The organism is Bacteroides mediterraneensis, from assembly GCF_900128455.1.
GTDB lineage: Bacteria > Bacteroidota > Bacteroidia > Bacteroidales > Bacteroidaceae > Phocaeicola > Phocaeicola mediterraneensis.
In genome coordinates this window covers 38,794-53,574 of sequence record NZ_LT635783.1, presented here as the reverse complement: position 1 = coordinate 53,574, position 14,781 = coordinate 38,794, and the positions used below count along the sequence as shown (strand labels likewise).

Annotated in this window: 8 protein-coding genes; 6 read left to right on the top strand and 2 right to left on the bottom strand. The window is 47.7% G+C overall.

The window, feature by feature from the left end; all coding sequences use genetic code 11:
• The first annotated feature begins 1 nt into the window (after position 1).
• From BQ7480_RS00205 to BQ7480_RS00180, 6 genes are all read left to right on the top strand, one after another.
• Positions 2-1,375 (top strand): aminopeptidase P family protein, encoded by a 1,374-nt coding sequence (locus BQ7480_RS00205; RefSeq protein ID WP_072543820.1) that lies wholly within the window; start codon positions 2-4, stop codon positions 1,373-1,375.
• Positions 1,372-2,262 carry a DMT family transporter gene (locus BQ7480_RS00200; RefSeq protein ID WP_072541227.1) on the top strand — a complete coding sequence of 297 codons (891 nt, stop codon included), beginning with the start codon at positions 1,372-1,374 and terminating at the stop codon, positions 2,260-2,262. The genes BQ7480_RS00205 and BQ7480_RS00200 overlap by 4 nt, the downstream gene beginning before the upstream one ends.
• A 160-nt stretch (positions 2,263-2,422) precedes the next feature.
• Positions 2,423-5,146 (top strand): glycoside hydrolase family 97 catalytic domain-containing protein, encoded by a 2,724-nt coding sequence (locus BQ7480_RS00195; RefSeq protein WP_072541226.1) that lies wholly within the window; start codon positions 2,423-2,425, stop codon positions 5,144-5,146.
• A gap of 19 nt (positions 5,147-5,165) precedes the next feature.
• Positions 5,166-7,580, top strand: coding sequence for a family 43 glycosylhydrolase (locus BQ7480_RS00190; RefSeq protein ID WP_072543819.1), 2,415 nt, complete (start codon positions 5,166-5,168; stop codon positions 7,578-7,580).
• A gap of 32 nt (positions 7,581-7,612) precedes the next feature.
• A complete protein-coding gene (locus BQ7480_RS00185) occupies positions 7,613-10,021 on the top strand; it encodes a glycoside hydrolase family 127 protein (protein ID WP_072541225.1) in 2,409 nt (802 codons plus the stop codon).
• A gap of 141 nt (positions 10,022-10,162) precedes the next feature.
• Complete coding sequence (locus tag BQ7480_RS00180) at positions 10,163-12,388, top strand: S9 family peptidase (protein WP_072543818.1); 2,226 nt, start codon at positions 10,163-10,165, stop codon at positions 12,386-12,388.
• Between the two features lie 34 nt (positions 12,389-12,422).
• On the opposite strand, the gene BQ7480_RS00175 is transcribed toward BQ7480_RS00180, so the two are convergent.
• Together BQ7480_RS00175 and BQ7480_RS00170 are read right to left on the bottom strand one after the other, a co-directional pair.
• Positions 12,423-13,682 (bottom strand): alpha/beta hydrolase, encoded by a 1,260-nt coding sequence (locus BQ7480_RS00175; RefSeq protein ID WP_072541224.1) that lies wholly within the window; start codon positions 13,680-13,682, stop codon positions 12,423-12,425.
• Between the two features lie 680 nt (positions 13,683-14,362).
• Positions 14,363-14,781 (bottom strand): RagB/SusD family nutrient uptake outer membrane protein (locus BQ7480_RS00170; protein WP_139255807.1); only part of this gene is annotated, 419 nt, incomplete at its 5' end.

The window sequence follows — 14,781 nt, the reverse complement described above, 5'->3', positions numbered from 1 at the left end:
TATGTTTGCAAAAGAAACGTATGTCGCCCGCAGGCGGCAATTGAAGGAGAGTGTGGGCTCAGGTCTGCTCCTCTTTTTAGGGAACGATGAGTGTGGAATGAACTATGAGGACAACACGTACGATTACCGGCAGGATTCTTCCTTCCTGTATTTCTGGGGGTTGTCGTATGCCGGACTGGCTGCCGTGATTGACATTGATGAGGGTCGTGAAATCATTTTTGGCGACGAACTGACCATCGACCATATTGTGTGGATGGGTACGCAGCCTACCTTGCACGAGAAAGCACAGCGGGTAGGGGTGACGGAAACACGCCCGTTGGCGGAACTGAAGACATACGTGCAGAAAGTGGTGGCACAAAAGCGGATGGTGCATTATTTGCCACCCTACCGTGCGGAGCATCGGTTGAAGCTGATGGATTTGCTGGGAGTAAAACCGGGAGCGGAGATGCCTTCTGTACCGTTTATCAAAGGGATTGTCAACTTGCGGAATCACAAGACGGAAGAGGAAATTGCGGAGATTGAACGGGCTTGCAACGTAACGGCAGAAATGCACCTGGAAGCCATGCGGGTGTTACGCATCGGCATGAAGGAATATGAAGCGGCTGCGGCTTTGGAAGCTGTGGCTCGGGCGAACGGATGCCGTTTGTCTTTCCCGACCATCGCTACGGTGTGCGGACAGACGCTTCATAACCACTATTATGGACATACGGTGAAGGAAGGCGATATGCTGTTAGTGGATGCGGGAGCAGAAACGGAGATGGGCTACGCCGGAGACATGTCGTCTACCATCTGTGCCGGGAAGAAATTTTCCAGTCGTCAGAAGGATGTGTACGACATTCAGGTGGCAGCGCATGGGGCGGCAGTGGAGGCTTTGAAGCCGGGAGTGTATTTCCGGGATGTGTATGACTTGGCTTGCCGGGTGATTTGTGAAGGCTTGAAAGGGCTGGGCTTGATGAAAGGTAATCCGGCGGATGCCGTGGAACAGGGAGCGCATGCGATGTTCTTCCCTTGCGGACTGGGCCACATGATGGGACTGGATGTACACGACATGGAGAACTTGGGCGAAGTGTGGGTAGGTTATGACGGACAGCCCAAGAGTACACAGTTCGGGCGGAAGTCGCTGCGTCTGGCGCGGAAGCTGGAGCCGGGGTTCGTGCTGACCATTGAGCCGGGTATTTATTTCATTCCGGAACTGATAGATTATTGGAAATCGGAACATCGCTTTACGGATTTCATCAATTACGAGAAACTGGAGAGTTACCGTGATTTTACGGGCTTGCGTAACGAAGAGGATTACTTGATTACGGCAACCGGGGCACGGCGGCTGGGGCAGAGAATTCCATTGACAACTGAAGAAGTGGAGGCGATGAGATGACGAACGATAACAAAGCGATTGCGTGTGCCTGTGTGGCGGTGTTGAGCTGGTCGACGGTAGCCACGGCGTTCAAGATGGCGTTGCGTTATCTGACGCATTTTGAGATGTTGTGGGTGGCCAGCCTGACCTCGCTGGTGATATTTACGGTGTTGCTCACCGTACAGCGGAAATGGAGACTGCTGGGAGGCCTGACCGGGAAGCAATGGGGATATTATGCCGCATTGGGCTTGCTGAATCCGGTGGCCTACTACTTGGTGTTGTTCAAGGCGTACGAACTGCTTCCGGCACAGGTGGCACAGCCCATCAACTATGCGTGGCCGATTGTGCTGCTGATTTTGCTGGCGCTGTTTGCCGGACAGCCCATTCCGAAGAAGAAGTATATCGGGATGTTTGTGTCGTTGGCTGGAGTGGCATTGATTTCTATCGGTACCGGATTCGAGGGGGAAATGACCGTGTCGGCCGAAGGTTTCCTGTTGGCGGCATTGAGTGCGGTGCTGTGGGCTGCCTACTGGATGTTCAACAACCGGAATAAGGTACAGACGGACGGCAGTGTGGTGCTCTTTCTGACTTTTCTGTTCGGTTCGGTTTATTTGTCGGTCGGCGCTTTGTTCTGCGGATTGAACCTGCATTCTCTGACCGGAGTGTTGTCGGGCATGTATGTAGGTGGTTTTGAAATGGGCATTCCTTTTATTTTCTTCGGACTGGCCATGCGGAAGACCTCCAATCCGGCGTTGATAAACCAGCTGTGTTACTTGTCTCCCTTCATGTCGTTGTTCTTCATTTCCGTGGTGTTGGGCGAACGCATCGTCTTTACCACTTACATCGGACTGGTGATGATTGTGCTGGGCATCGTGTTCAACCAGTACTTCGTGAAGGCTAAGAAGTAGGCAAAAATCGTCCAGCCGGATGAAAAAATAATACAAAATCTCTTCTCTTGGGTGCAGGGGGAGAGATTTTGGGATGATATTGTTATCGTTTCAGACTTCCCTGTCAGGGACTTATTCGTTTATCTTTTTTCTTTGTAATCGGAAAAATGATTCTATGGTTATGAAAAATACATCGTTTCTGTGTTGTGCCTTTTTATGGTTGTTCGGTTGCCTTTCTTCAATGGCAGCCAGTAATAAAGTGTATGTGGTTCAGTCGCCGGATAAACACCTGAAAGTGGAGGTCTCATCCGGTGCAAATGGCTTGACTTATTGTATATATCATAAAGACTCTCTTATTGTTGTAGATAGTAAATTAGGGTTAATTCAAGAAGGAAAAACGTCGGCTTCATCCGGCGTGGAGAAAGTAATTTCTTCCAAGACTAAAAAGATGATTCAGGACATTGACGCACCTTTTTATCGCTTCAGGTCGTTTCGTGCGATTTGCAATGAAATGGACTTGAAGCTGAAAGGTGGGTACGGAGTTTATTTCCGTGTCTACAACGAAGGAGTGGCTTATCGCTTTTATACCTCTTCGAAAGAGAATCTGATTATCAAAAACGAAATCGCGGAGTTCCGGTTTGCCGGTGATTATACGGCCTATCTGCCTTATTCCACGAACAAGGAAAAGCCGATGGCGATGGCATTCCAGAATACGTATGAGGTGAAGCCGTTGTCGGAGGCGCCGCAGGAACTGGCTTTCTTGCCGATCACAGTGGATTGCCGGCAGGTGAAGGTGACGTTGCTGGAGTCGGACTTGGAGGCGTATCCGGGTATGTTCGTGCAGCCGGATGGGAAGCAGACCTTGAAGGGGGTGTTTGCTCCTTATCCGAAAAAGACGGATTTTTATCCGTGGCGCAAGCAAGAGTATGTGACGGAAACGGAAGATTATATCGCGTATGTAAAAGGTAGCCGCACGTATCCGTGGCGTATTCTGGCCATTACGGAAAAAGATACGGATATGCCAGTGAACAATCTGGTGTATGCCTTGGCTTCGCCAAACCGTATAGGCGACTGTTCATGGGTAAAACCGGGAAAGGTGGCTTGGGACTGGTGGAATGACTGGAACTTGAAGGGGGTACCTTTCAAGGCGGGTATCAACATGGATACGTATAAATATTATATCGATTTTGCTTCCCGTAACGGACTGGAATATGTGGTGCTGGATGAAGGATGGTACGACCCGAAGAGCGGGGACATGCTGACGGTGATTCCGGAACTGGATTTGCCGGAGCTGGTTCGCTATGGAAAGAGCAAGGGAGTGGAACTGGTGCTTTGGACGGTATTCAACGTGTTGGATTCGCAGTTGGATGAGGCTTGCCGGAAATATTCGGAGATGGGCATCAAGGGATTCAAGGTGGATTTCTTGGATCGGGATGACCAGACGGCGGTAGAGATGATTTATCGGATTGCGGCAAAAGCGGCAGAATATAAACTGATGCTGGACTATCACGGTATCTACAAACCGACAGGGCTGAACCGTACGTGTCCGAACGTGGTGAACTATGAGAGTGTGTTCGGCATGGAGGAAATGAAATGGAGTGAGGTGGAAAAGAACATGCCGCTTTATGATGTGACTTTCCCCTACATTCGCTTGATGGCGGGATATGTAGACTATACGCCGGGAGCGATGCGTAACTTGTCAAAACGCGACTTCCAGCCGATGTATTCCACACCGGCCAGCATGGGTACGCGCTGTCATCAGCTGGCAGCTTATATCGTACATGATTCACCGTTCACGATGTTGTGCGACGCGCCGACGAATTACCTGAAAGAGCAGGAATGTGTGGATTTCATCAGTTCGATTCCGATGGAGGTAGATTCTACTTTTGTTTACTCGGGTAAGCTGGGTGAGTCGATTGTGACGGTCCGCAAGAAAGATATCAACTGGTATATCGGTGGAATGACCAATTGGGACGAGCGGGATATCACATTGGACTTCTCGTTCCTGGGCAAAGGGGAGAAGTATAGATGTACGTTGTTTAAAGACGGTATCAATGCTTCTCGTCAGGCGGAAGATTACGTAAAGCAGACCTTCATCGTAGATGCGAATACGAAGCTACCTATCCATCTGGCTTCGGGAGGTGGTTTCGCCTTGAAACTGGAACGCACGTTTGTGGCAGAAGTGAAGCCTTCGGCTGTACCGGAAGGAAAGGGAATACCTTCTTTCTATAAGAAATACCTGGCTGTGGACGGTTTGTATATTGTGTCTACGGAACACGTGCGCGACGAGGCGTTGGAAAAAGCTTATGAGATTGTGTCGTTGATGACGGCCAAGCGTCCGGACATCAAGAAAGAAATGGTGAGCAAAGGTTGTCATGTGATGATTATCGGAGAGCATGAAGAGGTGTGCGACTTGCCTGAATATGCGCATATCTGCAATACGCCGGAAAACATTGCTTTCTGGAACAAGCGGGCCCGTGGATTTGGCGGAGCACCGGAGGATGACTTCTCGGCCAGCTGCGGAGAAGAGAACGTGTTGGCTTTGCCGGGCGACCGGTATGTGGGTGAGAATATCCTGATTCATGAGTTCGCACATTTGTTCCACACCATCGGTATAGTGGGGGTAGAACCTGATTTCAACGAGCGCTTGGAGAAATGTATGCAGCATGCCATTGCCAAGGGCTTATGGAAAGATACGTATGCCCTTTCTAACAAGGAAGAGTATTTTGCAGAATGTGTGCAGTCGTTCTTCAACTGCAACCGTTATTCGGAGACTCCCAACAAGGTGCATAATTCCATGAACCGTCGTACAAAACTGAAATCGTACGACCCGGAGATGTATCAGTTGTTGAAAGAGTATTTTTATGAGATAGAGATACCTATTTTGAATGAAGTTCACCTATAATAAGAAAAAGAGAAACACAATGAAAAAGCAAGTTCTGACAGGTTTGTTTCTAGGAATGGCCTTGCAGGCGGTGTATTCGCAGAAAGTGGAGTGGAATACACCGGGAGCAGGCAATCCTTTTATTCCGGGATATTTTGCAGACCCTACTGTAAAGAAATTTGGAGACACGTATTATGTATATGCCACAACCGATGGAAGTGGAGCCGGCTTTGGCCCTGCGCAGGTGTGGTGTAGCAAGGATTTTGAGAACTGGACCATTATGCCGATGAACTGGCCGAACAGTCACTGGATTTGGGCACCGGATGTGATGAAACATACGGATGGAACGTATCGGATGTTTTATTGCCAGCCGTGTAATGTGTATGAAGGAATGGCTGAAACGCCACGTGGCCCGTGGAAAAACGTGCTCGGCGAGAGTGAAGCAGTACTGGTACCCGACCGGTTTGTAAAAAATGCGATTACGCTGGACGGGCAGTCGTTTGTAGATGACGATGGCTCCGTGTATCTGTATTGGGGAACATGGGGTATTTACAAAGGCTTTGGTTGCGGGGCAGGAAAAATGACACCCGACATGAAAGGTTTTGTGGAAACGAAGCTGATACCCAATACGGAAATCAAGGACTTTTTCGAGGCTCCGTTTGTCATGAAGCGGAACGGAATTTATTATTTCATGTATTCCTCCGATTCTTGTCATGACAGCACCTATCATGTACAATATGCCACAAGTACAGTAGGGCCGCTCGGTCCTTATACGTACAGAGGTACGGTACTGAAAACCTCGGCCGACGGTACGGTGCATGGTCCGGGGCATCACAGTATTCTGAAGGAAGGGGACAATTACTACATTGTCTATCATCGTCACGACAATCCTCATTCCAACCGGGGATTCCATCGCCAGCTTTGCATAGACAAGCTGGAGTTTAATGCCGATGGCTCGATTGTACCGGTGGAAGGGACACACAGTGGAGTCGGTGCTTTTGCCAAGAGTATCTTGAAATCGAAGAATTTGGCATACGGGAAACCGGTCAAGGCTTCTTCGTATTATGATGCGAATTTCTTGCCTGAATATGCGGTGGATGACAATAACGGTACGTTGTGGCGTCCGAAAACGATGGGGCAGGAATGGATTGAAATTGATTTGCAGAAGGTGGAAAAGATACGTACCATCTGGACGCAGTTTGAATATGGTACATCTTATTATCAATACCTGATTGAAACCTCAGTGGATGGAAAGCAATGGAAGGTCTTTGCGGACAAGCGTCACAATTATCTGGCTGGAAGTCCGATGGTGGATTTTGGAGAAACGGATGCACGTTATGTACGATTGACAACCACGGGTACACAGAAAAACGGTTTTGCCGGTGCATTGTGGAATATCAAGGTGTTTGGGGCGTATGAAACGGCCTCTCCTCAGCTGTGGATGGGGCTTTCAGGCTTGGACTGGAACGGTACGGAATGGAAGAACGACGGCGGTATGCTGGGCGGCATCTTCCGACTGACGACCGGACAAGTTTCCCGCAAGCGTATAGGAGGACAGGAAGCCATCGTCTTGGCACCGGGTACGCAGCTGGAATTCGAATCACCGGTCATCAATCCGAAAGAGGAACATACAGCCACAGTCTGGGTATATGAAAATAACCGCTGGACTTCCAAGTCGGCAGAAGACTATGTGCAACGCGGGAAAGTGGTGATTCAGGCTCCAGGCCGGGAACTGGTCTTGACGAATTTCCGGTATTATAACTGGAAGCAGGAAGAAGTGGAAAAAGCATACGATGCCACAGTGGGACTGGTACGTGTGGAGGCTTCCGACCGTGTAAAGAAAGGATTGCTGGTCTCTATGACAGCCGAAGATTTCGCCGTAGGAGATACTGTGCCGTATATCCCGAACAAAGGCGTAGTGGAAGGTTATTTCGAGGCACGGAAAGCGCCGGTAGTGGTGGAGGAAGTGCAAGGGAAGAAGGCTTTCCGTTTTGAAGGCAAGCAGTTCTTCCGCTCCAGCTTTATGTTGCCGGCTACTCTTCGTGACAATGCGCCTTACACTTTGGAGGCATGGGTGTTGAATCTGGAACTGGCTGAAAATGAATGTGTAGCCGATTTTACCAGTTCACATGACGAGTTGGAAAAGATTATGTTGGTGAATGGGACGGAACCTCGTTGCGGCATGCTGAACCATTACGGCTTTTATGAAGACGTGGGTTATAAGGATGCCCAGAGTTTGGCCGGGAAGTGGCAACATATTTATGTTGTTTTTGATGGAAGAATAGAAAAAGTGTATATAAATGACCAATTAATCAGCTCGAAAGACATTCAGTTGCTGATAAAACCGATACAATTTGTAACTTTGGGACAAAATGCGGAAGGCAATTGGCCGTTTAGTGGTTATGTGCATGCGTTGAAAATTTGGGATGAAGCTCTTCCATTGGAACATAAATGAAAAACAAGAACCTATAAATAAACAATGAAACCATGAAAAAACTAGTGATTTCAGCTCTGCTCTTTTCGTTGATTGGAGGCGGGGCATACGCACAGAAGAAAACTCCGGCACATGGCTATCCGATTGATCCGGTTCCGTTTACTTCGGTAAAACTGACGGATTCTTTTTGGGGACAACGATTGAAAGCAAGCCGTGAGGTGACGATTCCGCTGGCTTTCAGCAAATGTGAAGAAACCGGACGTTACAAGAACTTTGAAATGGCCGCTCACCCGAGTGAAAACAACAAGGTGACAGGGTATTCGTTTGATGATACGGATGTGTACAAAACTATTGAGGGAGCAAGCTATCTGCTTCAGACGTATCCGGATGAGAAATTGAAGAAGTATATCGACAGTGTACTGGTGATTGTGGCAGCCGCACAGGAGCCCGACGGCTATCTGTACACGGCACGTACCATGAACCCCAAACATCCGCATGAATGGGCGGGTAGCAAACGCTGGGAAAAGGTGGAGGAACTGAGTCATGAGTTCTATAATCTGGGACACATGATTGAAGGAGCCATTGCACATTATCAGGCTACGGGACAGCGTAACTTCCTGGATATTGCGATTCGTTATGCAGACTGTGTCTGCCGGGAAATCGGCGATAAACCGGGACAGCAGGTACGTGTACCGGGCCATCAGATTGCCGAAATGGCATTGGCCAAACTGTATCTGGTAACAGGTGACCAGAAATATCTGGATGAAGCTAAATTCTTCCTGGACAAGCGTGGCTACACTTCCCGCCGGGATGAATACAGTCAGGCTCATAAGCCGGTGATTGAACAGGATGAGGCAGTAGGACATGCCGTTCGTGCGGCTTACATGTATTCTGGTATGGCCGATGTAGCTGCCTTGACGGGAGATACGGCGTATGTGCATGCCATTGACCGTATTTGGGAAAACATCGTTTCCAAGAAATTGTATATAACCGGTGGTATTGGTGCAACGAACAATGGGGAAGCTTTCGGAAAAAATTATGAACTTCCCAACATGTCGGCTTACTGTGAGACTTGTGCGGCTATCGGAAATGTGTATATGAATTACCGTCTGTTCCTCTTGCATGGGGATTCCAAGTATTATGATGTGCTGGAACGTACATTGTATAACGGACTGATTTCAGGCGTATCATTGGATGGGGGTTCATTCTTCTATCCGAATCCGTTGGAATCCATGGGACAGCATCAGCGCCAGCCGTGGTTCGGTTGTGCCTGCTGCCCGTCTAACATCTGCCGTTTCATTCCTTCTGTACCGGGTTATGTGTATGCAGTGAAGGACAAGGATGTGTATGTCAACTTGTTCATTGCCAACAATGCCACGCTGAAAGTAAACGGCAAGAAGGTGACCTTGTCACAGACCACTTCTTATCCCTGGAACGGAGACATCACGTTGGCAGTCGACCGGAATTCAGCCGGACAGTTTGCCATGAAGATTCGTATCCCGGGATGGGTACGCAATCAGGTGGTTCCGAGCGATTTGTATACTTATACCGACGGAAGTCGTCCGAAGTACTGTGTGAAAGTAAACGGACAAGAGGTGAAATCGGATTTAGAGAAAGGATATCTCACTATCGACCGTAAATGGAAGAAGGGAGATAAGGTGGAAATCCATTTCGACATGAATGTGCGTACGGTTAGAGCCAACGGTAAAGTGGAAGCTGACCGTGGCCGGGTGTCTGTAGAACGTGGCCCGATTGTCTATTGTGCGGAATGGCCGGACAACGATTTCGATGTGCTGAGTGTCTTGATGAACCGCACGCCGAAGTTCGAAGTGGTAGAAAAACCGGATTTGCTGTATGGTATTAACGAAATCAAGACACAGGCCCAGACCTTGGAATACGATGAGTCGGGTCGTCTGGTGGCTAAAGATCATACACTGACAATGATTCCGTATTATGCATGGGCTCACCGTGGAGCCGGTAACATGGCGGTATGGTTGCCGAATGAAGTAAGTGCCACTCGTCCGGTAGCTATTCCTACCTTGGCTTCCAAGAGTAAGATAGATGCATCTCATAAAGTGACTTCTTTGTCTGCCATCACCGACGGGCTGGTACCGAAAGATGAAAACGACCGAACCATTCCTTATTATCATTGGTGGCCGAAAGAAGGTACTACGGAATGGATTTCTTACGAATTTCCGGAAGAGATGGAAGTTTCCAGCTCTACGGTTTACTGGTTTGACGATGCACCATGGGGAGGTTGCCGTGTGCCGAAAGCTTGGAAGATTTATTACAAAGATGCTTCCGGCAACTGGACTCCGGTACAGAACATCTCGGAATATGGCGTGAAGAAAGGTAATCCGAACACGGTAGAATTTGAACCGGTAAAGACCAAGGCTGTAAAACTGGAAGTCGTTCAGCCGGATAAGAACTCTTCAGGCTTGTACGAATGGGAAGTGAAATGACCATGATAATTGATAGATAATAATGCAATCAGACTCGGGGCTTTGGATATTCTTGGATACGAGAAAGAATATCTGAAGTCCCGATTTTTAAAATAAAACACAATGGGAAACAATTTATGGAAATCGGGACTTTTGTCCATCATGCTGGGAAGTGCAGCTTGTATGCCGCTTTTTGCACAGGGTACAGTAGAAGATTATAACCGGGCTTATGCGCTTCGGGAGAGATACAGTATGAAGCAGGTACTTTATGCAGGAGTGGTGCCTCACTGGGTAGAACAGACTTCTTCTTTCTGGTATGTACGTCAGACTGAGAAAGGAAACGAGTATGTGAAGGTGGATGCGGCATCGGCTAAACGGACAGCTTTGTTCGACCAGCAGAAAATGGCTACAGCTTTATCTGAACAGTCAGGTCGGAAGGTGGATGCGTATCATCTTCCGCTTCAGGACTGTCGGCTGAATGTGTCTCTTGATACGTTGCGCTTCCAACTTGACGGTAAGTTCTGGGCTTACAGCATCAAGCACAACCGTTTGCTCGATGAAGGTGCGGTTCCTCCCCGTAGAAAAGAACGCCACTGGATGGAAGTGGACGATGAAAAAGAAGGACGTCCGGTGACTTCTCCCGACGGTAAATGGGTGGCTTTCATCAAGAACGACAATGTGTATGTGCGTGAAATTGCGACCGGCGAAGAGAAACAGCTGAGCCAAGACGGTACATTGAGTAATTATTATTCTGCTTATATCCAATGGTCGCCCGACTCCAAGTCGGTGGTGTCTTGTCGGATTCGTCCGGTAGAGAAGCGCTATGTGTATTATGTGGAGTCTTCTCCTGCCGACCAGTCACAGCCGAAGCTGCACAAGCAGGAGTATGCCAAACCGGGCGATGAGCTGCGTTTCAAGGTGCCCTGCATTTTTGAGGTGGAATCCGGTCGCCGGTTGATTCCTTCTACAGAGTTGTTTAGTCATCAGTATGATTTGTCGGCTCCGATGTGGAATGCAGACAGCAAAGGCATTACTTTTGAATACAACGAACGCGGACACAAGGTGTATCGGGTGTTGGAAATGTCGGCAGTCGATGGAAAGGTCCGTCCGTTGATTGAAGAGAAAGAAGAGAAATACGTAAATTATCCCCGTATTTACCGGAATTATCTGAGCGACGGTAAACGGATTATCTGGTCGAGCGAGCGGGATAATTACAATCACTTGTATATGTACGACCGGGCCACAGGGAAACCGTTGAACCAGATTACCAAAGGTGAATGGTACGTACGTGGTGTGCAGTATGTGGATGAGGCCAACGGGGTGATTTATTTCTCCGCCAATGGCATGAATAAAAAGGAAGACCCTTACTTGATTCATTATTATAAAATCAACTTCGACGGCAGCAACCTGGTAGAACTGACTCCCGAAGAGGGTATGCACCAGTGCTGGTATTCGCCCGACTATAAGTATCTGGTAGATGTATACAGTAAGGTAGACCAGGCGCCGGTAGCTGTGTTGCGTGAGGCAAAGAATGGGAAAATCCGTATGCAGCTGGAAAAGGCAGACATTTCTGCACTGCTGGCTAACGGATGGAAGGCTCCCGAAGTGTTTACAGCCAAAGGTCGTGATGGAAAAACCGACATGTGGGGTGTGATTTACCGTCCGTCCAATTTCGATTCGTCGAAGAAATATCCGGTGATTGAGTACATCTACTCCGGTCCGGGCGACCAGTATGTGCCGAAGACTTTCTCTTCTTATAACTGGTGGATGACTTCTTTGGCCGAGCTTGGATTTATCGTAGTACAGGTAGATGGTATGACCACTTCTTTCCGTTCCAAAGAATTTGAGGAAGTGTGCTACAAAAACCTGAAAGATGCCGGACTGCCCGACCACATTGCCTGGATTAAGGCTGCTGCACAGAAATATCCTTATATGGACATTGACCGTGTCGGTATCTTTGGTTGCTCAGCCGGCGGACAGGAATCTACAGGAGCTGTACTGTTCCATCCAGAATTCTACAAGGCGGCTTATTCGGCTTGTGGTTGTCATGACAACCGGATGGATAAAATCTGGTGGAACGAACTTTGGATGGGATATCCGGTAGATGAGTCTTACAGTGCTTGTTCGAATGTGGACAATGCCTATCGGCTGACTCGTCCACTGATGCTGGTGGTCGGCGAATTGGATGACAATGTAGACCCCTCTTCTACGATGCAGGTAGTCAATGCGTTGGTAAAAGCCAATAAGGATTTTGAACTGGTGGTGATTCCGGGTGCTCACCATACCATGGGAGAGGATTTTGGCGAACACAAACGATATGATTTCTTTGTCCGTAATTTGATGGGAGTCACTCCTCCGTCATGGGATAAAATCAAAACCGGAAAATAAATCATCCGGTTTTACAGATAGCAAAATGGGTCATTCATTCTTGGGTGACCCATTTTGCTATATCTTCCATTACTTTTCCGTATACCCGTGCGGGGTGATTGTATTCCATCGGCGTCGATTTACCGGTACCTTCCATGAAACAGTGGTTTAAGGTGGGGTAGGACTGGAACGTGGCATTCGTTTTGCCGAACATTCCCAGTTTCCACATGGCAAAATCCTGCATCGTTACCTGATAATCTCGTTCTCCTTGCAGGAAGAGCATCGGAACAGACAAGGAACAGGCAGTCATGACAGGTGCGTACTTGTCCAGATAGTCCCAATAGATTTGGGGGGCAGCGGCTTTTATTTGCTGGTATTGTTGGGCAAGAAGCTTTTCATCCGTGTTTCCGTTCAATGAGCCCAAATAACGTATTTGTTCTTTAAGAATGTCATCCTGTGGGCGGGAAGGAGCGGCCAGCAGAATAAGTCCGGTGACCGACGGACAGCGGGTAGCAATAAGCGGGGCCAGTAGTCCTCCCAGACTGTGTCCGGCAATGAATACTTTCCGCTTGTCGATAAACGGCAGGGAGGCCGCTAATTGGCAGGCTGAAACCGCATCTTCTACCACTTCTTCATCGGGAGTAATCTCTTTGCCTTCCGGAACGGAGGCTTTTCCATATACATACGTACGTTTGTCATAGCGGAGTACAGCTATACCTTGAGCGGCCAGTCCCCAGGCAATGTCCCGGTAAATTTTGTTGGGACCGATACTTCCGTCTCTGTCTTGTGGGCCGGAGCCATGCACCAGGATGATAATCGGAAGGTGGGTCTTTCCTTTCGGACGGGTGAGGGTGCCGGGTAGTTTGTAATTTCCGGAAACCACTTCAATGGGGGATTCTTCCAGATGCACACTGTCGAACGGGGCGACCAATGGTTTTTCTTCCGGAGGAACCGAAAGCAACCGGAGTCCGCTCACTTTGTTATCTGCATTGAAGGTCACCAGCAAGCGTAGTGGAGCGCGTTGGAATTTCAAATCAGTATAGTAGACCACCGTACCGTCGATGGCATCCTGTTTCCATTCTTTTTCTTTTTCTAGCGGGCCAAGTTGTTGCTCCACCTGTGTCCACATGTCTTTTAACTGTGAGGAGGAAATGGCCTGCTGCATTTTTGCATCGAAACAGGCATAGATACTGTCGCATTGGGTGTCTTTCATCCATTGCAGAATGGTTGCGGCCCGTTGCAGGTTGGTTTGCTGGGCGTGGAGGGTAGAAACTAAAAATAAGCTTCCGATAAAGAACGGTAGAATTTTTTTCATGGCAGAATAATTTTTCTAGCAAAGGTAAGGACTTTTATTGGAGGTTTAATTTGTAAGTGTGATATGTTTTGTAAAAGTTTGTTAGGTAAAGGTAGTCTGCAAGTGATATCTTTCTCGTTGTTGTTTGATAAAGATTTTGCGGAGGCCTAAAAATAGGACTGACTTCAATTGCGAACTCAGTCCATATCCCTTAGAATTTAGTCACTCCCAAATTCTTATTTATGGGTAAAAGTATGCATTTTAGCGGGCAACCACCCTATTGTCGAGTGATAAAATTACTGGATAAGTCAGCAATCCTTTGGATATGATGTAAATATGGTGGTGAATACGATGTAAAGGGTTCCGATGCTTGTAATCATCTTGTTGTTATGTGCTTTTATTCAGCCGTCATGTGTTTATGGCTTCCACGTTCTTGTGTAGAGTTCTTTTCGGTGCCAACAAATGACGGCTGGTGGCTATATTTGAATTTATCTGTTTTTGCCTATATACTATATCAGGAATGTACTATTCTCGGATGGCTGTAAAAGTAGGAATGTAGTATAGATGAGGTGTTTGCAGGTTATAGTTGAGCAATACTTTTTATGTCTAATTGGCTTTATTGGACAGGGACAAAATAACAAGAGAGGTTGTTCCTGTGTAAATTCGGAACAACCTCTCTCAAAGAATATTAAAACTTTAGTTTATTTTTCCGCTTCCATATTCGGAACTGTAGGCCAACCCCATGTCTGATAAAGGACAGAAGTGTCTACTGATTCATCCGGTGAAAGCAATTCAATCTCACGAATCGGCAGTGGAGAATTATAATGTGCATTCATCCAGGTATATCCATCAAATACAGGATTGTTGCTTAAAATTCTGTAAGGACGAATATAAGTACTTTCTGAACGTGAAGATATATTGGCTTTTGCATCTGTCGGTCCTTCAATATAAGTAACGACGTTTGTGGCTTCATACCCTTCACCATCATAAATGGCAGTCTTATACATTTTAGCCCAGAAATTACATCCTTCAGGAATAAACTTATTATTCACCAACTGGTCCATTGAAGACCAACGTACCAAATCGTTCCAACGCATACCTTCACCAATAAATTCGCAAC

Coding starts and splice junctions, on each gene's coding strand:
- BQ7480_RS00205 (WP_072543820.1), top strand. CDS start 2: ATGTTTGCAAAAGAAACGTATGTCGCCCGCAGGCGGCAATTGAAGGAG.
- BQ7480_RS00200 (WP_072541227.1), top strand. CDS start 1,372: ATGACGAACGATAACAAAGCGATTGCGTGTGCCTGTGTGGCGGTGTTG.
- BQ7480_RS00195 (WP_072541226.1), top strand. CDS start 2,423: ATGAAAAATACATCGTTTCTGTGTTGTGCCTTTTTATGGTTGTTCGGT.
- BQ7480_RS00190 (WP_072543819.1), top strand. CDS start 5,166: ATGAAAAAGCAAGTTCTGACAGGTTTGTTTCTAGGAATGGCCTTGCAG.
- BQ7480_RS00185 (WP_072541225.1), top strand. CDS start 7,613: ATGAAAAAACTAGTGATTTCAGCTCTGCTCTTTTCGTTGATTGGAGGC.
- BQ7480_RS00180 (WP_072543818.1), top strand. CDS start 10,163: ATGCTGGGAAGTGCAGCTTGTATGCCGCTTTTTGCACAGGGTACAGTA.
- BQ7480_RS00175 (WP_072541224.1), bottom strand. CDS start 13,682: ATGAAAAAAATTCTACCGTTCTTTATCGGAAGCTTATTTTTAGTTTCT.